Below are 22,681 nucleotides of genomic sequence, written 5' to 3'. Positions count from 1 at the left end.
ACACGCGCTATTCGATGCGCGCGTGTGTGCGGGTCACTTGCAGCGGCGGCGGCGCATCGGCACTGCGCAGCGCGACGCGCATCGGCGCGCCGTTCGAGCCGCGCATCGGCGAGCCGTCGATGGAGGTTTCCGGCAGCGCTTCGTTGTCCTGCGACGAAGCCTCCGCGTCCGAACCGTCTGGCGCCGCGCTGTCCGCCATAAACTGCGACCACGCCGCCTGAGCGCAAGGCCGCAGCGAACGATGGCGGCGGCGCACGAGCATCGTCGTCACGTTGACGACAGGATGCAGCAGGCGCGTAACGAGCGGCCCCGCGGGCGCAGGCCAGTGACACGTTGCGTGCGCAACTTCCCCTGAGCGATGCGCATGCCCTGCGCGCGCGCCCTCCACGCACACCGGCAGCACGCCGACGCCCATGCCGAGCTGCGCCATGCGCGCCACGCCCGCCACGTGCGCGAACTCCTGCAGCGGCCTCCCCTCGGGCCGCAGACCGTCCAGCGCGCGCATCACCGCACCGCGGCAGCCCGCGTCGCGATTGAGCGTGACGAGCGGCTCGCGCGCGAGATCGTCCCATCGCAGCGCCCCCTGTAGCGCAAGCGGATGGTGCGCGGGCAAGAGCGCGCAAAGCGGTGTGGCGGAAAGCGGCTGCACGTCGAGATTGCCGCTCGCGAACGGCACGCTTTCGGCGATCACGCCGAAATCGGCCTCGCCCTGCTCGACCGCCTGCAGCACGGCCGCCTGCGGCAAGTCCTGCAATTGCAGCGTGAGCGAAGGAAAGGCCGCGGCGCAGCGCGCGAGCGCGGCGGGCACCCAGGTCGACGAGAGCACCGGGTTGCTCGCCACGAGCACCACGCCGCTATGCGACTGGTGCGCGTCGCGGCCCTCGCTGAGCGCCATCTCGATCTCGTCGAGCAGGCGGCCGATGCGCCGCTCGAAGCCGCTGCCCGCGAGCGTGAGCTCGACCTGGCGCGTGGTGCGGTCGAAGAGCTTGAGTTCGACCGCTTCTTCCAGTTCGCGCACGCAGCGGCTCACCGCCGACTGCGTGAGCCCGAACTCGCGCGCGGCGCGTGTGAAGCTGCGCGCCCGCGCCACCGCGACGAACACCTTGAGTTGCTGGAGCGATACGTTCATCGACATGGCGGGCCCGCGCGCTTCATTCGCCGTTTTGGTTGGACCAGTGCGGCAACCCTGCGCCCGTATTCGTGGCCAGCGTGACATTGGGCTCGTTGCCTGCTTCGTTGCTTGCTTCGCTGCTTTGTTCGATCAGGCGCTTGCGCATCGGTGCGAGGAAGAACTTGGCGCTCACGCCCGCCGCGATCGTGATGACCGCAGCCGCGATGAACACGGCGCTCCAGCCGCCCGTGGCAGACAGCACCGAGGCTACCGGCACGAGCAGCGCGGCGGTGCCCTTCGCGGTGTACAGCGTGCCGGCATTGGAGGCGGCGTACTTGCTGCCGAACGTGTCCGCGCAGATGGCCGGGAAGATCGAGAAGATCTCACCCCAGAACAGGAAGATCAGCGCAGCGAAGACCATGAACGCATACGGGTTCGTGCCGAACTGCATCATGCCGAGCAGCGCGAGCCCTTCGCCCACGAAGATCAGGAACATCGCGTTCTCACGGCCGATCTTGTCGGAGATGAAACCGCACAGCGGACGCGTAAAGCCGTTGCAGATGTTGTCGATCGAGAGCGTGAGCGTGAGCAGCGGCAGCGTCATGCCGAACACCGTCATCGGAATGCGGGCAAGACCCCAGTCCTTGGCGATCGGTCCGATCTGCGCCGTTGCCATCAGGCCGCCAGCGGCCACCGCGACGAAGCAGATGTAGATCACCCAGAACACCGGCTGCTTGACCATCTGCCCCGGCGTGTAATCGACGCGCGAGACGAGACTGCGGCCAGCCACGACGAAGGAGCGCGGCGGCACCGGCTTTACGAGCAGGAACGAGAGCACGAGGATCGACACGCCCTGCAACACGCCGAAGAAGAAGAACGTGTGCTCGTAGCCTGAGCGCGTGATCATGTTCGCAATCGGAATTACCGTCACGGCAGCGCCGGCGCCGAAGCCCGCGGCCGTGAGACCGGCGGCGAGACCGCGGCGGTCCGGGAACCACTTGAGCGCGTTGCCCACGCAGGTGCCATACACGCCGCCCGCGCCGATACCCGCGATCACGGCAGAAACGTAGAGCATCGGCAGCGTCGTGACGTAGGAGTTGATCACCCAGGCGAGGCCTGCGCAAACCGCGCCGCCTGCCACGACCGGACGCGGGCCGAACTTGTCGACAAGCCAGCCTTCCACCGGCACGAGCCAGGTCTCGGTCAGAATAAAGATCGAGAACGCCAGTTGAATCTCCGCCTGGCCCCAGTGGTGACGCGAGTTCATCGGTGCGACGAACAGCGTCCATGCGTATTGCAGGTTGGCAACGAGCGCCATGCATAGCATGCCCACCACCAGTTGAAACCAGCGGTTCGTCCAGAACGGACCGCTCTCGCTCCTCTGACCGATTGCATTCATATCGCTTGTCTCCGCTATCTATTCATTGCAGCCGCGCAATTGCGGGTCTGCATAAATTCAGGCTTATGGTTTTATCTTTTTCACTTCCAGATGCTGTTTTTTATTGGCCAGATGAATCAGATATTCGAATTAAAATTCGTCAATCCTCATTCACCCTGACCGTACAGCAAACCCCTTAAAACATCGTTAAACAAGGGCTTTTCTACGTGTTGTCCCTTATGAAATCGTATTTCCGAGCGTTAACCCGAACATAGATTCGAGCACGTCGCACGGCATTCGGATGCCTTTCAACTATGCTAGGGTGATTGCTGAATTACTCACAATTAAAGTTTGTTATTATGTGGATTCAGTATCCTTTATGGTTCGGCCATGACGATGCGAAACGCCACGCTGCGCCAGCTCAAGGTCTTCGAGACCGTGGCGCGCCACCTCAGTTTTTCGCGTGCTGCGGAAGAGCTGCATCTCACCCAGCCGGCCGTTTCTACGCAGGTTCGGCAGCTCGAAGATCACGCAGGCCTGCCGCTCTTCGAGCAGCTCGGCAAGAAGATCTATCTCACGCCCGCGGGCACGGAGATGCTCCACTACAGCCGCGCGATCATGCAGCAGTTCCACGAAGTCGACGAGGCGATGAGCCAGCTAAAGGGCGTCTCGGGCGGCAAGCTCAACGTGGCCGTCATTAGCGCGGGCGATTACTTCTTTCCGCGCCTGCTGGCTGAGTTCACGCGCCGCTACAAGGGCGTCGCGCTCAATCTCTCCGTGCACAACCGCGAGCAGCTGCTCCAGCAGCTCGCCACCAACCAGACCGATCTCGCCGTGATGGTGCGGCCGCCCCACGCAACCGACGCCATCAACGAGCCGTTTGCGCCACACCCGTACGTGATCGTCGCGGCGCCCTCGCATCCGCTTGCGCACAAGCGCGCCATCAAGCTCAGCACGCTCGCCAACGAGGCGTTCATCGTGCGCGAGCGCGGCTCGGACACATGGAATTCGATGGAAGAAGGCTTCGCCGGGAAGATCACGAACCTCAAGATCGCCATGGAGATTCAAAGCACCGAAACGATCAAGCAGGCCGTGATCGCGGGCATGGGCATCGCCTTTCTCTCGGCGCACACCATCAGCCTCGAATTGCAGGTCGGCCACCTCACAGTGCTCGACGTCGAAGGCTTCCCGGTCATGCTCAACTGGTATGTCGTGCACCGGAAAAACAAGCGCCTGCCGCCCGTCGCGCTCGCGTTCAAGCGCTTCCTCATGGAGGAAGGCGCAGCACTCATCGAGAACATTACAAAAGTGTCAGAGGCGAGTTTGCATAAGTAAGGTTTTATACTTACGCAGCAGACTATCAGGCATGACTAATCATTCGCGTCGTGTTGCGCGTTCTGTCGTGCTCCCCTGATCCCGTGGATGCTCTTGTGGTGCCTTCGGCGGGCTGTCTCAGTGCGGCCCCTGCCGCTGCCGCAACGCGCCGCCCCGGCTGCGCCGCCGCCGTGGCAAGTCCTGCGACGCGTGATGACCCGCGCGCCCCGGGCCGCCATGCGGCGCGTCGTTCGCGGCCAGCCACGCCGGTTCGAAGGCGCCGCTGCCGCAGGCCGCCACCAGCAGTTCGTCCGGCACACCCGCGAAGCTCGCGTTGAATATCGCACTGAAGGGCTCGCCTGATAGTGACGTCTCGACCGCGCCCGTACGCGCGAGCCGCGGCCGCCGCGCGCCACTCATGAGCCGCGCGCCCAGCGCCGCACACAGCACGCTCGCCGCGACCAGTATGGAGATTTCGACGTCGAGACAAGCACGCACGCTCAGGAACCCATAGCCGAGCGCCGCTGCGAGCAACAGCGCCAGGACATGAATGAAGCGGTCGCCACGGCCGAACGGCACGCGCCTTCGAGCCGCGCCACTCGCTCGTGCGCCACGGCTGAACAGACTCAGCGCGCCGCCGACCAGCAACGCGCCGGTCGCCACGGCGACGAACAGCGCCACGCGCTCGATCGGACTACGCTCAGGCTGCAACACGTAGCCAATGAAAGCGCCGATCAACACACTCGCGCCCAAAACACCGCCGAGCAGCGCGGCCGTCCGCGCACGTCGCGTCAGGTCGCGCCGGCCCGCGAGGCACAGACCGCCCAGCACACCCGCTTCGACAGCGACCGTCGCAACGGGCGACTGCATCCAGCCCGCGGCGATCACGCCGGGCGGCACGGTCAACAGCAATGCGAACGAAATGGCGAAGGCGAGCCGATGCTGGTGCGGCGCAGCAGCACGCTTTGCACAGCGCAGCGCGGCACGGGAACGTGACGACGACCATGCACGGACCGGCGCGAGCGCCGCTAATTGTGCAAATGCACAGACGAGCCATGCGAATAGCGCACCCACACCCAGCCACGCCAGGTCGCCAGCCAGTTGCTCCGGCATCTCTCCTCCTCGCGCGGCATGTCTGCCGCGCGTCCTTGGTTTTACGCCATCAGGCCCCGCTCTCTACGGCAGCAAGCGACTCGCTCTGCGCGCATGCGGTGCCCAACATATTGCTCAACGTGCCAATCCCTTCGATGGTGACCTCGACAGTTGCGCCATCAACGATCGAGCCTACGCCGAGTGAAGTCCCGCACGCAATCACGTCACCCGGTTCGAGCGTCAGATCCTGCGAAATGAGGCTCACCTGCTGCGCCGGCGAAAACACCATGTCGTCGAGCGGATAATTCTGGCGCTCCACACCATCGAGCTTCGTGACAACGCGTGCACGCTGCCAGTCGAACCCGGAAACGATCGCCGGGCCCAGACAACAGAACGTATCGAAACCTTTGGCTCTGCACCATTGCGGGAAGTGCGGATTCTCGGTGATCAGCCCCGCAGCCGTGACGTCGTTGACGATCGTGTAGCCGAAGATCGCCGACTCGGCTTCCTCGACACTCGCGTCGCGGCAGCGCTTGCCGATCACGATGCCGAGTTCGCCTTCGAACACGATTTTTCCCGCATAGTGGGCAGGACGCCGAATCAATTCCGCAGAGCCGATGACCGAAGCCGCCGGCTTGATGAGGAAAAGCGGGTGCGAAGGCACCGGCTTTTCCAGCTTCGCGGCGAGCGCGTGAAAATTGTTCCAGAGCGCGACCACCTTGCCGGGCGCACAAGGCGCAAGCGGCGTGAGCGCGCGCAGCGACAGCACCGCGCCAGTGGGCACCGGCTGATCGAGCCCTTCGTATTCGTGCAGGTAACCGTTCTCGACGCGGCCAAACACAATGCTCCCGTCGCTCGCCATCAAACGCATCCACGTTTCCATGTTTTCGCTCCCTGGTTTCAAACGGCGCCAGACACGCGCAGCGAGTGAATCTCGTCCTTCGTGTAGCCGAATTCAGCGAGCACCTCGTCGGTGTGTTCGCCGAGCAGCGGAGAACGCGTGACTTCGGTCGGGCTGTCCGAGAGCTTGATCGGGTTGCCCACCGTGAGGTACTTGCCCCGCACCGGGTGATCCACCTCGACGATCGTTCCGCTCGCGCGCAGCGATTCGTCGCCCGCGATCTCCTTCATCGAAAGAATCGGGCCGCATGGAATGTCGTAGCGGTTGAGCAAGGCCATCGCGTCGAACTTCGTGCGGTGCATGGTCCAGTGCTCGATTTCGTCGAAGATCGCCTTCAGGCGCGGCAGACGCGCATTCGGCGTGGCGTAGTCCGGGTCGTCGATCCACTCCTCGCGTCCGATCAGCTTGCAGATGCGGTCCCACACCGGCGCCTGCGCGATGAAGTAGATATAAGCGTTCGGGTCGGTCTCCCACCCCTTGCACTTGAGAATCCAGCCCGGCTGCCCGCCGCCCGACGCATTGCCGGCGCGCGGCACCGCTTCACCGAAACTGTCGTTGGGGTATTGCGGGTACTCCTTCATGACGCCGGTGCGTTCGAGCCGCTGCTGGTCGCGCAGCTTCACGCGGCACAGGTTGAGCACGCCGTCCTGCATGGCTGCGAGCACCTTTTGGCCGCGCCCCGTGTGCGTGCGCTGATAGAGCGCCGTGACGATGCCGAGTGCGAGATGCAGGCCGGTGCCGCTGTCGCCGATCTGCGCGCCCGAAACGACCGGCGGACCGTCGTCGAAGCCGGTCGTCGAAGCCGCACCGCCCACGCACTGCGCAACGTTCTCGTAGACCTTGCAGTCCTCATAGGGCCCAGGACCGAAGCCCTTCACCGAAGCGACAATCATGCGCGGGTTCAGCGTCTGGATATGTTCCCAGCTGAAGCCCATGCGCTCGAGCGCACCCGGCGCGAAGTTCTCGACCAGCACGTCGCAGTCGCGAATGAGCCGCTCAAGCACCCGCTTGCCTTGCGGGTTCTTCGTGTCGAGCGTGAGCGAACGCTTGTTGCCGTTGAGCATCGTGAAGTAGAGGCTGTCCGCGTCCGGCAGGTCGCGCAGTTGTTCCCGCGTGATGTCGCCAGCGCCTGCACGCTCTACCTTGATCACGTCCGCGCCGAACCAGGCGAGCAGTTGCGTGCAGGTGGGTCCCGACTGCACATGCGTGAAATCGAGGATGCGCACGCCGTTCAATGCCTTGCCCATGTCATATCTCCTTATCTAATCGTGGCCGGGCGAGTTTTCGAAAATCGGTGGGGTTGCGTGGGCAGAGGCGTTTCGCGCCATGGCGCGACATCTGCGTCCTTGAGCAATACGGTATGTGATATATCAGAACGAGGCAAGAGGGGAATTGCTCATCGGGAATGCCATTAGAATCGCGTCAAAGCCTTACCCAGTCTGGTTTTCACGCTAGTTCGACGTCGTTGACGCGGTGCACACGAGGGAAAACCCCGAGAATCGATCGCGCCTGATATGCCAGATTCCGTGTGAAGGATGGCTGTAAGGGTCCGCGATTTGGTCAGGGATGCCAGGGGTTGATGCGCATAAAGTCGGCCGGTGGAGGCCTTTGAGCCGCCGGGACGCGCTGGGACGTAACTGCATGCAAAACGGGAGACCCGAAGGTCTCCCGTTTTGCACTAACCGCGGCGCTAGTTGCGCACGTCAGTCAAGGAAATCGCAGTTCTTCTCGACGTAAACTGCGAGATCGAGCGAATGCTGGCGCACGAGCTTTTCCGCCAGTTCGGTGTCGCGCTTCTCGAGCGCCTCGATAATGCGCAGATGGTCGACGATCGAGCGCGAGGCCCGGTCGCTCTGCGAGATCGTCATGCGGCGAATGGCGCGCACGTGCACGAAGATGTTCTTGATGGTGTCGAGAATGATCTGCGACTTGGAAAGCTCGACAATCGCCTGGTGGAACGCGATGTTGGCGTCCGAGTACTCGGCGATATGCTCGGCCGGCGTGCTGTCGCGGAAGTCGTCGAACATGTGGCGCAGCCGCGCGATTTCCTCGTCGGTGGCGTGGACCGTGGCGAGGCGTGCGGCCATGCTTTCGAGCGCCGCCCACATCTGGATCATCTCCACGATCTCGCGCTTGCTCTTGCGCACGATATAGATGCCGCGGCGGGGCACCATGCGCAGGAAGCCTTCTTGCTCGAGCAGCGTCATGGCCTCGCGCACCGGCGTGCGGCTCACGCCGAGCGACTCGCTCAGCACGCGCTCGTCGAGCCGAATTTCTTCGCGTGTCTGGTAGATGTCGGCGTCGGCAATGGCCTGGCGCAGCATGGCGTAAGCCTGATCGCGCAGGCTCAGTGTTGCGTTGATGGGCTGCAGCGCCAGCTTGAGCGGCGCCGCATCCCGGCTTGCTACTACTTCAGTTTGTTCTGACGACATTGATTACCTCTTTTCCGACCTGCGGACGGATTCGCGGACCGAATTGTGCACGACGCACCGCCTTCGCGCGCGGCGCTTCGCCCAAACCGACGTACCGGCCATGCTGTGCAGCTTGCTCAATAGCAGACTGCGGCAGCCACCTGGCGATCATGACCGTAGCAGCCGCACCCAGACCCACAACCGCAGCACCGAAAAGTGCGAGAGAAACGAAATCCATTTGAAGCTCCGCATGATTGAGTAATCGAATAACTCAATCATATGCTGCGTTGCGGCAGAAAGCAATATTCTGTATGTGATATATCAGATGCAGTCGTTTCCGCACAACACTTCGATGCTTCCGGGGCTCAGCAGGGGGTGCGCTCCCACATTATGGGTACAGTCGACCGTATATCTATGAAAAACAACCCATGCTAGTGAGAAACCGGTACGGCCCGCAAGAGGATACGGCATCGAAGGGCACGATCGCGTCAGGCAAACGTGTGAACGAGACTCGCGCGCAACACACACTACGGCCGCCAAAGCTATTTAAGCATTTCAGGTTGACAGCGCGGCGAGCCACCCCGCACACTCGACCCATGCACACTTCCGTCACCCGCCTCGTCATCGCAAACACGATGAATCATCCGTGGACAACCCATATGGGTCGTCCACGGGGATGGTGTGCGTACTAGCAGTCTGTCGTCACGCAAATCACAAGCCCCGCCGGCATCGACGGGGCTTTTTGTTTTTCTGGGTGGCAGCGCTCCGTTCGTCGGCTCCAAAAAATGGAGAACACGATGGATGACGCATTTCAGGCAGCTTCACAGCCCGCTTCACAGCCCGCTTCACAACCCGCTTTACAGTCCACTTCACAGCCCACTTCGCAACCCGCTCAGCTGACCGTTGCAGACGCAACCGACCGCTTCGACGACCCGTTGCCTTCGCAGTCGGTCCACTTCGCCGTGCCGCCCATGCGCACGCTCACGTGGCGCGTGAATGCGTCAGCCACGCTGCGGGTTCAATCAGCCCAGGTGTGGGTCACGCGCGCCCGCTCGCCCTACGACCACTGGCTGCAGCCGGGCGAGACGCTGCGCCTCGAACGCGGCGAGCGCATCTGGCTCAGCACCGAGGCTGTTTTGCCGGCGCGCGTGAGCATCACGAGCGCATGGCAGCCGCCGTTTGCGGGCGTGCAGCGCTGTAGGGAACGGCTCGCCGCCTGGCTTGCGCTGCTCACGCTACGGCGCTCGCGCGAGGCGTGAAGCGCGAAGCACGCATCGCCGGATACGCTCTGAGCCGAAGCCACGGCCGCACACGCCAAAACGCCGGATGCGCCGCCCAACAGGCGCATCCGGCGTCGTAAGACAGGCGCTGACTCAGAACTTGTGCCGCAGCCCGAGGTTCACGATGGTTTGGTTCGACGTGCCCGCGTAGCCATACGAACCGATCGAAGCCTCGGCCGGCATCGAGCCGCCCGAGCCGTTGCCCGTATCGCCGCTCGCATGCTGCCACGCCGCCGTCATGTACAGGTCGGTGCGCTTCGAGAGGCTGTAGTCCGCGCCGAGCGAGACCTGGTTGTAGCTCGCCGTCGTATCGCCATTGGCATGCGTATAGCTGTAGCCGAGACCCAGGAGCAGCGCGGGGGTCAGCTGATAGTTCAGGAAGCCCTGGCCGGTGTTGTACTTCTGGGTGTTGAGGAACACCGAGCTGCCGTCCGGCGAGTAGCGCGCATTGCTGTAGCCGAGGCCGAAGGTGAACTGGCCGAGCTGGTACTGCGCCGCCGCGCGCGCGATGGTGAGCGAGTGCGCCGTGGCGTAGCCGGAGTTGATCGGGCCGTCGAAGGTACCGTCCGAGGTGCTCGTCCAGCCGTCGGTGCGAATGCCGTTCACCGCCTGGCTGTTCGTCGCGTAGAAGTAACCGCCTGCGAGCGCGAGCGGGCCGTTGGTGTAGTTGACCGCCGCCGAATATGACTGCTCGGCGCCCGTCGAGCCCGCCACGCCGCCAAACGAGTACATCGCCGCGACCTGCAGGCCGCTCCACACGGGCGTCGTGTACTTGACGGCATTGTTCACGCGGAAGCTGTTGTCGTAGTTGTCGACGTCGCCCGCCGTTGCGAACACGGAGCCGAAATAGTTGTCGGCCGTGATCCCCTGCACGAGATCGATGAGCGGGTCATACTGCCGCCCCAGCGTTAGCGAACCGTACTGCTCAGCCGTCAAGCCCACGTACGCCTGCCGCCCGAACAGCCTGCCGCCTTGCGCGAGCGAGCCTGTCGACGGGTTGAAGCCGTTTTCCAACTGAAAGATTGCCTTGAGGCCGCCGCCGAGGTCTTCGGCGCCCTTCAAACCCCATCGCGAGCCGGAGAGATTGCCATTGCTGCTGTTGCCGAGCGCCCAGAGGTTGTTGCTGCCTTCGGCGTGGTTGACGTACGTAATCGAGGTGTCGATGGTCCCGTACAGCGTCACGCTGGTCTGTGCCTGAGCCATGCCGGCCACCCCGAGCGCGGCAAGCGAAAGGGAAGTCAAGGCTAGTCTGTTCACGTCTTTCTCCCGGCGCAGTAAAACAACTCTTGACCAAAGCAGACTAACTCGCCCGTCGAGCAATGTAAAAGGATTAAACAAGCTGTCTCGAATTAGTGACAGCGGTTTCAGGAAGTGCCTGGATAACTGCCGAAACATTATCTCCCGCTGCGAAACAATGCACTGAGCGCCCTCCTGAAACGCCCGCCAGGCAAGGCTTGCGGAGAACCGGCCAAACCGGCGAGCGCTTCAATATGTGATACACAAGCCCGCATTACTCATAACTTAACGATTACCTTAGCGCTTCAACTTGTCTGTTAATTAGGCTTTGCAAACATTAATCGACACGAGATAATTCCCCAATTAAATCCGCTAGTTAGGACGCGGCATGGCACCCAATCGATCCGCACCCAAAAGCGGTTTCTTGTGCCGGGGCGTCAACCGGCGGGTAGTCCTATGCGTTTGCTGAGCTTAACTAGTCCTTTCCGAACGATTACGATTCGACTCGAATTTCCGGTTCGCGGCGCGAGGTGCGCGAGAACCGGCCTCGCAAGAACGTAAACGCAGAACGCGAATAAACGCGATGTCACCGCCGGGGAAGCTGTAACAGTCGATACGGCGACACCGCAGAGAGCCACCAGACCGATCCATGTCTCAATCGCATTCTTCACGCGCGGCGCGCGCCCTCGAGGCGCTGCGCCGCCGTGCCGGAGCCCTGCGCCTGCAGCGCTTTGTCGCGCCGGTGTTCGCGCTCGGCATCTGCGCGCTGCTGCTGGTCGTGTTCCAGCACCTCTCGCGCACGGTCGACTACCACTCGGTGATCCGCCAGCTCTGGACGCTCACGCCAGCGCAATGGGCCGGCGCGCTCGCCGCCACGGCCGTGAGCTTCGTCGCGCTGGTCGGACGCGACGCCGTGGGCCTGCGCTACCTCGGCGCGCGCGTCTCGCGCGGCGCGCTGTGGGCCGGCGCGATCGCCGGCTCGGCGCTTGGCAACGTCACCGGCTTCGGCGCGCTCACAGGCGGCGCCGTGCGCTGCCGCGTGTATGGTGGCGCCGGCGTCACGCCCGCGCAGATCGGCCGCATGACGGTGTTCACGAGCGTCACGCTCGCTCTCGCGCTCGTGCTCATGACCGCGCTCGGCATGGTGGGCGCTGCCGGCACGCTCTCGGGCCTGCTGCATCTCTCGCCCGACGAACTGCGCCTGATCGGCGGCGTGGTGCTCGGCTGCGGCGCGGTGATGGTGATCCTCTGCCCGGCCCACGCACGCGAAATCGAGCCGTTTGGCCGCGCATGGCTGCGCTTTTCGGTGCCGGCGCGGCGCGACCTCGTTGCGCAATTGCTGCTGGCCGCGCTCGACGTGGTCGGCGCCGGACTCGCGCTCTGGTCGGTCATGCCGCACGCCCTCCTCGGGTTCACCGACTTCCTCACCGTCTATTGCGCCGCCATGCTGCTCGGCCTGATCGGCCACACGCCCGGCGGCATCGGCGTGTTCGAAGCCGCGATGGTCTACGCGCTCGGCCCGAGCGTGCCCACCTCCAAGGTGCTGGCCGCGCTGCTCGCCTATCGCGCGATCTACTTCGGCGCGCCGCTCGCGCTCGCGGCAGGCGTGCTCGCGGTCTTCGAAGGCCGCGCGCTCAAAACCCCGCTCAGCGCCCGCTTTGCGAAGCGCGGCGCCGACGGCGTCTCGCAGCTCGCGCCGCTCTTTCTCGCCATCGTCACGTTCGTGACCGGCAGCATGCTCGTGATCTCCGGCGCCACGCCCGCGTTCTCCAAGCGCATCGCGCTGCTGCAAACCATCGTGCCGCTGTGGGTGCTCGAAAGCTCGCAATTGATGGGCAGCCTCTTCGGCGTGCTGCTCCTCTTCGTCGCGCGCGGCCTGCTGCGGCGTCTGGACGCCGCCTGGTGGCTCGCGCTCGTGATCGCCGTGGCCAACCTCGCGCTCTCGCTTGCCAAGGGCCTCGCCTTCGTCGAAGCGGGCGTGCTGTGCGTGCTGATCGTGCTGCTCCTCGCTACACGCAAGCGCTTTAACCGCCATTCGTCGATGTTCTCCGAGCGTTTCACGCCAGCGTGGCTCGCCTCGGTCGGCTGCGTGATCGCGCTTGCCGTATGGGTGCTGCTGTTCGCGTTCCGCGACGTGCAGTACTCGCAGAGTCTCTGGTGGCAATTCGCCTTCCACAGCCGCGCCCCGCGCGCACTGCGCGCCACGCTCGGCGCCGGCGTGTTCGCCGCCGCGCTCGCGCTGTGGCAACTGTTGCGCCCCGCCGCGGGCCGCTTCGTGATGCCGCCGAGCGAAGACCTCGAAGAGGCCGCGCGCATCGTGCGTGCGCAGGAGCGCAGCGACGCGGGCCTCGCGCTGATGGGCGACAAGAGCTTCCTCTTCTCCGCCTCGCGCAAGGCGTTCCTGATGTACGCTAAGCGCGGCCGCACGTGGGCGGCGCTGCACGACCCGGTCGGCCCGCGCGAAGAGTGGCCGGCGCTGATCCGCGAATTCGTCACGCTCGCGCACGCGCACAACGGCCGCGCCGCGTTCTACCAGGTGCGCGCCGACGCGCTGCCGCTCTATCTCGACGCCGGCCTCACGCTGATGAAGCTCGGCGAGGAAGCGCGCGTGATGCTGCAGGAATTCGACCTGAAGGGTCCGCAGCGCGCGCATTTGCGCTACGCGCTCAAGCGCGGCGAACGCGACGGCTTTTCGATCGAACACATCGAGCCCACGCAGATGGGCGCGAGCCTGCCGGTGCTGCGCGCGATCTCCGACGCCTGGCTGCAGGACCGCGAAGCGCGCGAAAAGAGCTTCTCGGTGGCCGCGTTCGACGACGACTATCTCGCCGCGCAGTCCGTGCTGCTGATCCGCCAGAACGGCGAGCCGCTCGCGTTCGTCACCTTCATGACGACCGATCTGAATACCGACGCGACGGTGGGCGTCATGCGCCATTTGCCCGGCGCCTCGCCCTACGCGATGGAGTATCTGTTCACGCAGCTCGCACTGCATCTGAAGGCCGCCGGCTACCAGTCGCTCTCGCTCGGCATGGCGCCGCTCTCGGGCATGGGTCCCACGCCGCTTGCTTCGTCGTGGCACCGGCTCGCGGGCTTCATCTGGCGCTTCGGCGGCCGCTTCTATAACTTCCGGGGGCTGCGCGGCTTCAAGAACAAGTTCGCGCCGCGCTGGGAACCGCGCTATCTGGCCGCTTCGGGCTCGATCAGCGTGTTCATCACCCTCGCCGATCTATCGCTGCTGGCAGGAGGCTGGCGCTCATGACATTCCGTATCACCAGGCTGCCGCGCCTTGCAGGCACGGCAGCGGGCGCCGTTGTGCTCGCGTTTTTCACCGCTCACGCAAACGCGGCTTCGATGCCCGCTTCGACTTCCGCTTCAGCGTCCGCTTCACCGTCCGCCTCGGCGCCAGCTTCCGTCGCTACGATGCACGTTTCCGGCGGCCGTTACGGCGATGTCGCAGTGACGAAACCGACCGGCACGATCCGCGGCTTCACCGTGCTGTTTTCCGCAGACAAGCACTGGAGCGCCGCCGACCAGCAACGCGCGGACGCGCTCGCGCAGCATGGCGCGCTCGTCGTGGGTGTGGATACGGAACGCTACGCGCAGAACCTCGCGGCCGTAAAGAACGAAACCTGCCACAAGCTCTACGGCGACGCCGAAGCGCTGAGCCATCAGCTCGAACGCCAGCTGGGCGCGAGCGAATACTACGCGCCGATCGCCATCGGCAGCGGCGAAGGCGCGCTCATCGCTCAGCGCATGCTCTCGCAGGCGCCCGCGAACACGATGGCGGGTGCCGTGTCGCTCGATCCCGCCGCGCAGCTCGACGCGCGCTTCTCGCCCTGCCCGGCCGACCCCAAGCTGTCGCGCGGCACCGGCCTGCCCGGTTTCTTCGAGCAGGGCGTGACGACGAAAGATGCGCACGCAACGAACGCTGGCGCGCCGCGCACCTTCGCCCCCGGTGTAGCCGACGCCGACAAGATCGTTGCGCTCACCTCGAATCATCTGCGCGTCTCGACGGAAAGCGAAGAGGACGTGTCGGATCTGCCGCTCGTCGAACTGCCCGCGGCGCACGCGACCGACATGCTCGCGGTGGTGATCTCGGGTGACGGCGGCTGGCGCGATCTCGACAAGACGATTGCGGAAGCGCTGCAAAAGCAGGGTATTTCGGTGATCGGCTGGGATGCGCTGCGTTACTTCTGGAGCGAAAAGACGCCGGCACAAACGAGCCACGATCTCGCACGCGTGCTGAAGACTTACGGCTCGCGCTGGCATGCGCAGCACATCGCGCTCGTGGGCTACTCGTTTGGCGCGGACGTCATGCCGTTCGCCTACAACCGTCTGCCCGACGCGCTGCGTGCGAAGGTGTCGTACATGTCGCTGCTCGGCTTCGCGCCGGACGCCGACTTCCAGATCCGCGTGACGGGCTGGCTCGGCATGCCCGCCAGCGACAAGGCGCTGCAGGTGCGCCCGGAACTCGCGAAGGTGCCGCCTTCGATCGTGCAATGCGTGTATGGCGCGGGCGAGAAAGACACGCTGTGCCCGGCGCTCGTGAACACCGGCATCGACGTCGTCAAGACGAGCGGCGACCATCACTTCGACGGCGACTACAACGCGCTTGCCGCGAAGATCATCGCGGGATGGAAGAAGGAAATTGCGGCGCGGGGGTGAAGTCGCGCCCCACGCTTACTTTCTCGCGACGAGATACTGCACGCCCTGCAGCCCGTAGCGCTCGGCGTGCGGCAGGTTGGCGGCGAGATGGAACACGTCGCCGGCCTTGTAGTGCCGCTCTTCGTCGCCCACGCGAATGTGCAGATCGCCTTCGATGACGAGCGCCTTCGCTTCGAACGGATGCGAATGGACCTCCATGACGCCGGCTTCGCGCGTCACGACAACGGGTTCGGGAAAGCCTTCATCGGCCAGGCTGCGGATGAATGTTTCGCGCTGCATGATTCGTCTCCTCGCTCGACGGTGTCGACGCGACATCGGCCAGTTTGGCACGCGCGCCAACGCGCTGCACGATTTGACCTCCCGCCGGACCGCCCACTCCCCTACAGGTATCCCGGCCAACCTTTCACTCAAATCGACGTGAAAGGCTTTTGAAAAATTCCCCCTTACATTACTAAAGGCTTTCGCCTATAACGACATCACATGTCGCGATTTCCGCTATCTCGCACATGCCTCAGCCCGCCTGGCCTAGCCGGCGGGCTTTTTTTTCCGGCGTGCGCGGCATCGGTCGAAAGCTTTCAAACGCCATACTCATCAATGCGCAGGGGTAGTGGAAGCCCTGAGATGCCTTCCGCTTGACTTCGTTGATATATTACATATTGTGTAAACGACTGTCAGGCAAACGACAGGATTCGCTGACCGCGATTCGGGCAGAAAGCGCTCTTCGCGCAAGGCCGTTCATTCGAAGAAACCGGAGACACACATGGAGCATCGGCAAGGAGGGGCGTCGCGATTCGCGTCGCCGTGGACGCAACTCGTGCTCGGCGTCATCTGCATGGCGATGATCGCCAACATGCAGTATGGCTGGACGCTGTTCGTCAATCCCATCAACGAAAAGTACCACTGGGGGCGCGCCGCGATTCAGGTCGCGTTCACGATCTTCGTCGTCACCGAAACCTGGCTTGTACCCGTGGAAGGCTGGCTCGTCGACAAGTACGGTCCGCGTCCCGTGGTCGTAGGCGGCGGGCTGTTGTGCGCCGTTGCCTGGGTGCTCAACTCGGTGGCCGCGTCGCTGCCGGTGCTCTATATCGCGGCGGCGATCGGCGGGCTCGGTGCGGGCGCCGTTTATGGCACCTGCGTCGGCAACGCGCTCAAGTGGTTTCCGACCCGGCGCGGGCTCGCGGCGGGCATTACCGCGGCGGGTTTCGGTGCGGGTTCGGCGGCGACCGTCGTGCCTATCGCCAACATGATCAAGAGCAGCGGATATGAGTCCACGTTCCTCTGGTTCGGTCTGGGGCAAGGGATCGTCGTGCTCGTGCTCGGTTTCGCGCTTAGCGCGCCCGCCTCGCACGGCGTCGCCGCAGCGAAGCGCGCCATCGGACAAGCGGCGAAGCAAGTTGCGCAAAGTGCGAGCGCCGTCTACAACGCGAGTCCGCGCGAGGTGATTGCGTCGCCCATCTTCTGGGTGATGTACGCCATGTTCGTGATGATGGCCGCCGGCGGCCTGATGGCAACCGCGCAGCTCGGCCCGATCGCGAAGGACTTCGGCCTGCACGACTCGCCCGTTTCGCTACTCGGCCTCACGCTGCCCGCGCTCACGTTCGCGCTGACCATCGACCGGGTGCTCAACGGTCTCACGCGGCCCTTCTTCGGCTGGGTCTCGGACCGCATTGGCCGCGAGAACACGATGTTCGTCGCGTTCGGCATCGAGGCGGTCGGCATCGTGCTGCTCTCGCAATACGGCCACACTCCGACGGCGTTCGTCGTGCTTACCGGCATCGTGTTCTTCGCGTGGGGTGAGATCTACAGCCTCTTTCCCGCCACCTGCGGCGACACTTACGGACCGAAGTTCGCCGCGACCAATGCGGGCCTGCTTTACACCGCGAAGGGCACCGCCGCACTGCTGGTGCCGTTCACGAGCGTGATCACCGCGGCAACCGGCAGCTGGCACGCGGTGTTCATGCTCGCCGCGGGCATGGCGGCGGTCTCCGCCCTGCTCGCCGTATTCGTGCTCAAGCCATTGCGCAACGCGCATCGCCAAAAGCATGCCGAACCGGCGGCCAGCTTCGCGTATGGCAGCCCGCTCGTGCAGGACTGAGCCCTCTCTGATCTCGCGAAGGCATAAAAAAACGCCGGCGTAAGCCGGCGTAAAGAGAGACTGCTTTAAATCTTCGATCAGGCGACGACTTAGGCCGCTACTCAGGCAACGACGGGCGCGGCCTTCGCGTCTTCTTCCTGCTCGACCGACGAGCGGATCAGGTAATCGAACGCGCCAAGCGATGCCTTCGCGCCTTCGCCCACGGCAATCACGATCTGCTTGAACGGCACGGTCGTCACGTCGCCCGCGGCGAACACGCCCGGCACCGACGTTTGGCCCTTCGCGTCCACTTCGATCTCGCCGTGTTTCGACAGCGCCACCGTGCCCTTGAGGAACTCGGTGTTCGGCACGAGGCCGATCTGCACGAACACGCCTTCGAGTTCGACATGACGCTTTTCGCCCGACGTGCGCTCGAGATACGCGAGACCCGTGACCTTCTGGCCGTCGCCGGAAATCTCGGTGGTTTGCGCGTTCACGTGCACCGTGACGTTCGGCAGGCTGCGCAGCTTGCGTTGCAACACTTCGTCCGCGCGCAGTTGCGTGCCGAATTCGAGCAGCGTGACATGGCTCACGATACCGGCCAGGTCGATCGCCGCTTCCACACCCGAGTTGCCGCCGCCGATCACCGCCACGCGCTTGCCCTTGAAGAGCGGGCCGTCGCAGTGCGGGCAGTAGGCCACACCCTTGTTCTTGTACTGCTGCTCGCCCGGCACATCCACGTTGCGCCAGCGCGCACCGGTTGCGAGCACCACGCTCTTCGCGCGCAGCGTCGCGCCGCTCTGCGTGCGCACTTCGAAGCCGTTGCCGGTGGGCACGAGCGCTTCGGCGCGCTGCAGATTCATGATGTCGACGTCGTAGGCGCGCACGTGCTGCTCCAGCGCCGTGGCGAACTTCGGCCCTTCCGTTTCCGTGACCGAGACGAAGTTCTCGATCGACATCGTGTCGAGCACCTGGCCGCCGAAGCGCTCGGCCAGCACGCCGGTGCGAATGCCCTTGCGCGCCGCGTAGATCGCAGCCGCCGCGCCAGCGGGACCGCCGCCGACGATCAGCATGTCGAAAATATCCTTCTGGTTCAGCTTCTCGGCCGCACGCGACGATGCGCCGGTGTCGAGCTTCGCGAGAATCTCTTCCACGCCCATGCGGCCCTGGCCGAACACTTCGCCGTTCAGGTAGATGGTCGGCACGGCCATGATCTGGCGCTTCTCGACTTCGTCCTGATACAGCGCGCCGTCGATGGTGACGATCTGCACGTTGGGGTTGAGCGTGGCCATCGCGTTGATCGACTGCACGACTTCCGGGCAGTTCTGGCACGACAGCGACATATAGACTTCGAACGAGAACACGCCGTCGAGCGCCTTCACCTGTTCGATCGTGTCGTTCTCGAGCTTGACCGGGTGGCCGCCCACCTGGAGCAGTGCAAGCACGAGCGACGTGAATTCGTGACCCATCGGAATGCCCGCGAACGTGACTTTCACGTCGGAGTTCGCGCGCTTGATGTCGAACGAAGGAGTACGCGCGTCGCCAGCAGCGGCGCCACGGCGTTCTTCGTAAGCGATGCGATTCGAGAGCGATGCGACGTCCTGCAGCAGTTGCTGCAGTTCTTGCGACTTCTCGCCGTCGTCCAGGTACGCAACGATCTCGATCGACTGCGTGACTTTTTCGAGGTAGCTTTTGAGTTGATCTTTGATGTTGGCGTCGAGCATGGCGTATTTTTCCGGCTAGAGAAGAAGCGGGGGAATTCTAAGTAATGCCTGGCAATTTCGCCGTTCCGCTTATGGCGTGACGAAGCGAGCAGGGTTCCCGGGCCGCAGCCGCGTGGGCGCGGCCCGGGAGTACAGCTAATGAGACTTGGGCGTCATGCGATCAGGGCGATCGCACGTGAACAGCGACGCTTAGATCTTGCCGACGAGGTCGAGCGACGGCTTGAGCGTTTCAGCGCCCGGCGTCCACTTGGCGGGGCAAACTTCACCCGGGTGCGATGCCACGTACTGAGCAGCTTGCACCTTGCGCAGCAGTTCCTTGGCGTCACGGCCGATGCCGTTGTCGTGGATTTCGCACAGCTTGATCTCGCCTTCCGGGTTGATCACGAACGTGCCGCGCAGTGCCAGGCCTTCTTCTTCGATCATGACGTCGAAGTTGCGCGTGATTGCGCCCGTCGGGTCGCCGACCAGCGGGTACTTGATCTTGGCGATCGTGTCCGACGTGTCGTGCCATGCCTTGTGCGTGAAGTGCGTGTCGGTCGACACGCCGTAGACTTCAACGCCCAGCTTCTGGAATTCTGCGTACTGGTCAGCCAGGTCGCCGAGTTCCGTCGGGCACACGAAAGTGAAGTCGGCCGGGTAGAACACGACAACCGACCACTTGCCCTTCAGGTTTTCTTCAGAGACCGGAACGAACTTACCGTTGTGGTATGCGGTTGCCTTGAACGGCTTGACTTGCGTGTTGATGAGAGACATGCGTTGTTTCCTCGCTCTGGGTTGGGAAAAGGTATGGACGAAGGTTACGGGAACCGTGCCCGTTTGAAAAATTGGTTGCTTTGATCGCGGGTATTAACCCTGCCTATCGGACCCCATAGCGGCCGTCAAAGCCCGTCTGCATGGGGTTCCGCGCCCGCATCGCGCGGCCCGAGCAACCCTCGGGGCGGTGAGCATACAACGAAACTGCGACAATGCGCCTCACATGCCCGCCCTTTCGTGGTGCATCCGCGAGACGCTACCCCTTAGATGCAGGCGCAACGGCCTTTCTGCAAGGGCTGCGCGCTTGCTGCGTGCATGCTGCGTCAGAGCGCCCCGCCGCGCGCGGTTGCTGCACGCGCCGCCAGCCGCTCGCGTAAATATTGCGTGAACGCGCGGATCGTCACGGAAGCTTCACGATGCTGCGGGTACAGCGCATGCAGCGCGTTGGGCGGCGGCATGAACGGCTCGAGCACCTCGACCAGCAGCCCCGCATCCACCGATCCCGCCACGATGAAGTCCGGCAGATAGCAGATGCCGAGCCCGGCAATGGCTGCATCGCGGATCACTTCGCCGTTGTTCGCGCGCAGCGGCCCGTGCACGTCGAACGGCGTGCGCACGCCATCGACGATGAACTCCCAAGGCGCGCGGCCCTGTTGCCCATAAGGCAGGCAGGCGTGCTGCGCGAGTTCGGCAGGCGTTTGCGGCGCGCGGCGGCGGCGTCGGTAGCCGGGGCTGCAGCAGGCGATCATGCGCACGTCGATGAGCTTTTGCACGACCAGCGTGGAATCCGCCAGCCGGCCAATGCGCAACGCCATATCGAAACCCTCGCCGATCACATCGACATTGCGGTCGCTTAAGTCCATGTCGAAACGGACATCCGGGTGCTCGCGCAGAAATTCGGCGACGAGCGGCGAAAGGTGCGCCATGCCGAACGACATCGGCGCGCTCACTTTCAGGAGGCCGCGCGGTTCGCTGCGGCGGTCCGACATGGCCTGCTCGGCCTCTGACACATCCGCAAGGATGCGCTTGGCGCGCTCGTAGAAGTCCTGGCCGAGGTCCGTGACCGCCAGCTTGCGCGTGTTGCGCACGAGCAGGCGCGCGCCCAGATCGGCCTCCAGCGCCGCCACGCGCCGGCTCACGAACTGCTTGGAAAGCCGCAGCCGGTGGGCCGCCGCCGTGAAATTGCCGGCATCCACGGTGTTCACGAAGATCCGCATGTCGTCGAGTTGCATGTCGATTGTCCACTTCAATGTGACAGTGAGTCGTATTTTACGGCGATTCCAGTCGATTTAATTGACCTAAAATTCTTTCCATCGCAACCAACACTGAATCGAAACGATTCACACGGAGAGACGAAAATGATCGAAGTTCGCAAGGCAGACCAACGCGGCCGCGGTGAACATGGCTGGCTCAGCTCGCGTCACACGTTTTCGTTTGCCAATTACTACGATCCGAAGCAAGTCGGCTTTTCGGACCTGCTTGTGATCAACGACGACCGCGTAGCCCCGGCGCGCGGCTTCGGCAAGCACCCGCACCGCGACATGGAAATCTTCTCGTACGTGCTGGAAGGCGCGCTCGAGCACAAGGACTCGATGGGCACGGGCTCGGTGATCGTCCCCGGCGACGTGCAACTGATGAGCGCCGGTACGGGCGTCGCGCACAGCGAGTTCAACCACTCGGCCGACGAAGGGGTGCACTTCCTGCAGATCTGGATTGCACCGAACGTGAAGGGCGCGCAACCGCGCTACCAGCAGAAGAACATCGCCGATGAGCAAAAGCGCGGCAAGTTCCGCGTGATCCTCTCGCCGGACGGCGCCGAAGACTCGCTGTTGCTGCGCCAGGACGCACGCGTGTATGCCGGACGCCTCGACGGCGCGGAAACGGCGAAGGTCGAAGTGGGCGCCGACCGCTACGCCTACGTTCATGTGGCGCGCGGCAGCGTGAAGCTGAACGGCGTGGAACTTGGCGAAGGCGACGGCGCGCGCATCCGCTCCGAGCGCGAGCTTGCCTTCAGCGACGGACACGATGCAGAGGTCCTGGTGTTCGATCTGCGTAATATCGAAGTGTCGGAGCTCTGGTCTTAACTTCGGCGCGGCGTCTGAGGTTATGCTGGCGCACACCGGCACGCGGCGGCCCGCTTACTGAAAGCGAAAGCGGGCCGCCGTCCGGCGAAGCGCGAACTGATACGTAGTGAACTGCTTAAAACTTCTTCGGAGAAAACCATGCGATACAACCTGTTCGGGCCGGGCAACGACGTCGTGCTACTGGTCTCGCGCGTTCTACTGACTTCCCTGTTCATCCTGTTCGGTTGGTCCAAGATCACCGGCTTTTCGGGCACCGTCGACTACATGGCGCACGTGGGCGCGCCCGTGCCGATGCTCTCAGCCGTCATCGCCGTGATCATGGAGTTCGCGGTTGGCATTCTGCTGCTCGTGGGGTTCTACACGCGGCCGCTCGCCGTGCTGCTCGCGATCTACACCGTCGCGACGGCGTTCATCGGCCATCACTTCTGGACCATGACTGGTGCAGACCAGATGATGAACATGATCAACTTCTACAAGAACATCAGCATTGCCGGCGGCTTGCTCGCACTCGCGGTAACGGGTCCGGGGCGGATCTCGATCGACAGGAAGTAACGTACTGTTTTCTCGGGCTGTAGAAAGGCGCGATGCTGCAAGGCATCGCGCTTTTTTTGCGTCGCCAGTAATTTGATCAAATTTACTTCCCCGTTTGCTCATGCGA

19 protein-coding genes are annotated in these 22,681 nt (G+C 63.8%); 7 read left to right on the top strand and 12 right to left on the bottom strand.

Annotated elements, in window-relative coordinates:
• Window positions 1–7 precede the first annotated feature (7 nt).
• Together U5A58_RS13890 and oxlT (U5A58_RS13885) are read right to left on the bottom strand one after the other, a co-directional pair.
• Entirely contained in the window at window positions 8–1,129 is a 1,122-nt protein-coding gene (locus U5A58_RS13890) for a LysR family transcriptional regulator (protein WP_321961832.1), read from the bottom strand.
• Window positions 1,130–1,151: 22 nt separating this feature from the next.
• Window positions 1,152–2,510, bottom strand: a complete 1,359-nt coding sequence (oxlT, locus tag U5A58_RS13885) for an oxalate/formate MFS antiporter (protein ID WP_321961831.1) — start codon at window positions 2,508–2,510, stop codon at window positions 1,152–1,154.
• A 369-nt stretch (window positions 2,511–2,879) separates the two neighbouring features.
• Here oxlT (U5A58_RS13885) and U5A58_RS13880 point away from each other — a divergent pair, with 369 nt between their 5' ends.
• The gene (locus U5A58_RS13880) at window positions 2,880–3,824 is read left to right on the top strand and encodes a LysR family transcriptional regulator (protein ID WP_321911566.1); all 945 of its coding nucleotides are present in this window, start codon (window positions 2,880–2,882) and stop codon (window positions 3,822–3,824) included.
• Window positions 3,825–3,941: 117 nt separating this feature from the next.
• On the opposite strand, the gene U5A58_RS13875 is transcribed toward U5A58_RS13880, so the two are convergent.
• The 5 genes from U5A58_RS13875 to U5A58_RS13855 all read right to left on the bottom strand — a co-directional run bounded on the left by U5A58_RS13875 (window position 3,942) and on the right by U5A58_RS13855 (window position 8,445).
• Window positions 3,942–4,916, bottom strand: coding sequence for a hypothetical protein (locus tag U5A58_RS13875; protein ID WP_321961830.1), 975 nt, complete (start codon window positions 4,914–4,916; stop codon window positions 3,942–3,944).
• Window positions 4,917–4,965: 49 nt separating this feature from the next.
• Entirely contained in the window at window positions 4,966–5,778 is an 813-nt protein-coding gene (locus U5A58_RS13870; RefSeq protein ID WP_321945976.1) for a fumarylacetoacetate hydrolase family protein, read from the bottom strand.
• 17 nt (window positions 5,779–5,795) lie between these two features.
• Complete coding sequence (frc, locus tag U5A58_RS13865) at window positions 5,796–7,043, bottom strand: formyl-CoA transferase (RefSeq protein ID WP_321911572.1); 1,248 nt, start codon at window positions 7,041–7,043, stop codon at window positions 5,796–5,798.
• Between the two features lie 456 nt (window positions 7,044–7,499).
• Window positions 7,500–8,228 carry a GntR family transcriptional regulator gene (locus U5A58_RS13860; RefSeq protein ID WP_321961829.1) on the bottom strand — a complete coding sequence of 243 codons (729 nt, stop codon included), beginning with the start codon at window positions 8,226–8,228 and terminating at the stop codon, window positions 7,500–7,502.
• Window positions 8,209–8,445, bottom strand: coding sequence for a hypothetical protein (locus U5A58_RS13855; protein WP_321911574.1), 237 nt, complete (start codon window positions 8,443–8,445; stop codon window positions 8,209–8,211). Before U5A58_RS13855 ends, U5A58_RS13860 begins: the two co-directional genes overlap by 20 nt.
• Window positions 8,446–9,004: 559 nt before the next feature.
• Here U5A58_RS13855 and U5A58_RS13850 point away from each other — a divergent pair.
• Entirely contained in the window at window positions 9,005–9,466 is a 462-nt protein-coding gene (locus tag U5A58_RS13850; RefSeq protein WP_321961828.1) for a DUF2917 domain-containing protein, read from the top strand.
• 114 nt (window positions 9,467–9,580) lie between these two features.
• Here the strand turns inward: U5A58_RS13850 and U5A58_RS13845 are convergent, their stop codons facing one another.
• Window positions 9,581–10,744, bottom strand: coding sequence for a porin (locus U5A58_RS13845; RefSeq protein ID WP_321911576.1), 1,164 nt, complete (start codon window positions 10,742–10,744; stop codon window positions 9,581–9,583).
• Window positions 10,745–11,372: 628 nt separating this feature from the next.
• On the opposite strand from U5A58_RS13845, the gene mprF reads away from it, so the two are divergent.
• Window positions 11,373–13,982 carry a bifunctional lysylphosphatidylglycerol flippase/synthetase MprF gene (gene mprF, locus U5A58_RS13840; RefSeq protein ID WP_321961827.1) on the top strand — a complete coding sequence of 870 codons (2,610 nt, stop codon included), beginning with the start codon at window positions 11,373–11,375 and terminating at the stop codon, window positions 13,980–13,982.
• 92 nt (window positions 13,983–14,074) lie between these two features.
• Window positions 14,075–15,388, top strand: coding sequence for a virulence factor family protein (locus U5A58_RS13835; protein ID WP_321961940.1), 1,314 nt, complete (start codon window positions 14,075–14,077; stop codon window positions 15,386–15,388).
• A gap of 15 nt (window positions 15,389–15,403) precedes the next feature.
• Here U5A58_RS13835 and U5A58_RS13830 read toward each other — a convergent pair whose 3' ends face one another.
• On the bottom strand, window positions 15,404–15,667 hold the full coding sequence (locus U5A58_RS13830; RefSeq protein WP_321961826.1) for a cupin domain-containing protein: 264 nt from the start codon (window positions 15,665–15,667) through the stop codon (window positions 15,404–15,406).
• A gap of 481 nt (window positions 15,668–16,148) precedes the next feature.
• Here U5A58_RS13830 and oxlT (U5A58_RS13825) point away from each other — a divergent pair, with 481 nt between their 5' ends.
• Window positions 16,149–17,483 (top strand): oxalate/formate MFS antiporter, encoded by a 1,335-nt coding sequence (gene oxlT / locus U5A58_RS13825; protein WP_321911581.1) that lies wholly within the window; start codon window positions 16,149–16,151, stop codon window positions 17,481–17,483.
• A gap of 101 nt (window positions 17,484–17,584) precedes the next feature.
• On the opposite strand, the gene ahpF is transcribed toward oxlT (U5A58_RS13825), so the two are convergent.
• From ahpF to U5A58_RS13810, 3 genes are all read right to left on the bottom strand, one after another.
• Window positions 17,585–19,186, bottom strand: a complete 1,602-nt coding sequence (gene ahpF, locus U5A58_RS13820; RefSeq protein WP_321961825.1) for an alkyl hydroperoxide reductase subunit F — start codon at window positions 19,184–19,186, stop codon at window positions 17,585–17,587.
• Window positions 19,187–19,375: 189 nt separating this feature from the next.
• Window positions 19,376–19,939: an alkyl hydroperoxide reductase subunit C gene (ahpC, locus tag U5A58_RS13815; RefSeq protein ID WP_028202722.1), complete on the bottom strand. Its 564-nt coding sequence runs from the start codon at window positions 19,937–19,939 to the stop codon at window positions 19,376–19,378.
• A 323-nt stretch (window positions 19,940–20,262) separates the two neighbouring features.
• Complete coding sequence (locus U5A58_RS13810) at window positions 20,263–21,171, bottom strand: LysR family transcriptional regulator (protein ID WP_321961824.1); 909 nt, start codon at window positions 21,169–21,171, stop codon at window positions 20,263–20,265.
• 126 nt (window positions 21,172–21,297) lie between these two features.
• Between U5A58_RS13810 and U5A58_RS13805 the strand changes: the two genes are divergently transcribed.
• Together U5A58_RS13805 and U5A58_RS13800 are read left to right on the top strand one after the other, a co-directional pair.
• A complete protein-coding gene (locus U5A58_RS13805; protein ID WP_321961823.1) occupies window positions 21,298–22,023 on the top strand; it encodes a pirin family protein in 726 nt (241 codons plus the stop codon).
• A gap of 138 nt (window positions 22,024–22,161) precedes the next feature.
• Window positions 22,162–22,575: a DoxX family protein gene (locus tag U5A58_RS13800; RefSeq protein ID WP_233884136.1), complete on the top strand. Its 414-nt coding sequence runs from the start codon at window positions 22,162–22,164 to the stop codon at window positions 22,573–22,575.
• Window positions 22,576–22,681 lie beyond the last annotated feature (106 nt).

The sequence above is a fragment of the Paraburkholderia sp. J7 genome (assembly GCF_905220155.1).
Lineage (GTDB): Bacteria > Pseudomonadota > Gammaproteobacteria > Burkholderiales > Burkholderiaceae > Paraburkholderia.
Note: the sequence above shows the minus strand (reverse complement) of the source record. Positions and strands in the feature narration are given on the sequence as shown.

Coding starts and splice junctions, on each gene's coding strand:
- U5A58_RS13890 (WP_321961832.1), bottom strand. CDS start 1,129: ATGAACGTATCGCTCCAGCAACTCAAGGTGTTCGTCGCGGTGGCGCGG.
- oxlT (WP_321961831.1), bottom strand. CDS start 2,510: ATGAATGCAATCGGTCAGAGGAGCGAGAGCGGTCCGTTCTGGACGAAC.
- U5A58_RS13880 (WP_321911566.1), top strand. CDS start 2,880: ATGACGATGCGAAACGCCACGCTGCGCCAGCTCAAGGTCTTCGAGACC.
- U5A58_RS13875 (WP_321961830.1), bottom strand. CDS start 4,916: ATGCCGGAGCAACTGGCTGGCGACCTGGCGTGGCTGGGTGTGGGTGCG.
- U5A58_RS13870 (WP_321945976.1), bottom strand. CDS start 5,778: ATGGAAACGTGGATGCGTTTGATGGCGAGCGACGGGAGCATTGTGTTT.
- frc (WP_321911572.1), bottom strand. CDS start 7,043: ATGGGCAAGGCATTGAACGGCGTGCGCATCCTCGATTTCACGCATGTG.
- U5A58_RS13860 (WP_321961829.1), bottom strand. CDS start 8,228: ATGTCGTCAGAACAAACTGAAGTAGTAGCAAGCCGGGATGCGGCGCCG.
- U5A58_RS13855 (WP_321911574.1), bottom strand. CDS start 8,445: ATGGATTTCGTTTCTCTCGCACTTTTCGGTGCTGCGGTTGTGGGTCTG.
- U5A58_RS13850 (WP_321961828.1), top strand. CDS start 9,005: ATGGATGACGCATTTCAGGCAGCTTCACAGCCCGCTTCACAGCCCGCT.
- mprF (WP_321961827.1), top strand. CDS start 11,373: ATGTCTCAATCGCATTCTTCACGCGCGGCGCGCGCCCTCGAGGCGCTG.
- U5A58_RS13835 (WP_321961940.1), top strand. CDS start 14,075: ATGCCCGCTTCGACTTCCGCTTCAGCGTCCGCTTCACCGTCCGCCTCG.
- U5A58_RS13830 (WP_321961826.1), bottom strand. CDS start 15,667: ATGCAGCGCGAAACATTCATCCGCAGCCTGGCCGATGAAGGCTTTCCC.
- oxlT (WP_321911581.1), top strand. CDS start 16,149: ATGGAGCATCGGCAAGGAGGGGCGTCGCGATTCGCGTCGCCGTGGACG.
- ahpF (WP_321961825.1), bottom strand. CDS start 19,186: ATGCTCGACGCCAACATCAAAGATCAACTCAAAAGCTACCTCGAAAAA.
- ahpC (WP_028202722.1), bottom strand. CDS start 19,939: ATGTCTCTCATCAACACGCAAGTCAAGCCGTTCAAGGCAACCGCATAC.
- U5A58_RS13810 (WP_321961824.1), bottom strand. CDS start 21,171: ATGCAACTCGACGACATGCGGATCTTCGTGAACACCGTGGATGCCGGC.
- U5A58_RS13805 (WP_321961823.1), top strand. CDS start 21,298: ATGATCGAAGTTCGCAAGGCAGACCAACGCGGCCGCGGTGAACATGGC.
- U5A58_RS13800 (WP_233884136.1), top strand. CDS start 22,162: ATGCGATACAACCTGTTCGGGCCGGGCAACGACGTCGTGCTACTGGTC.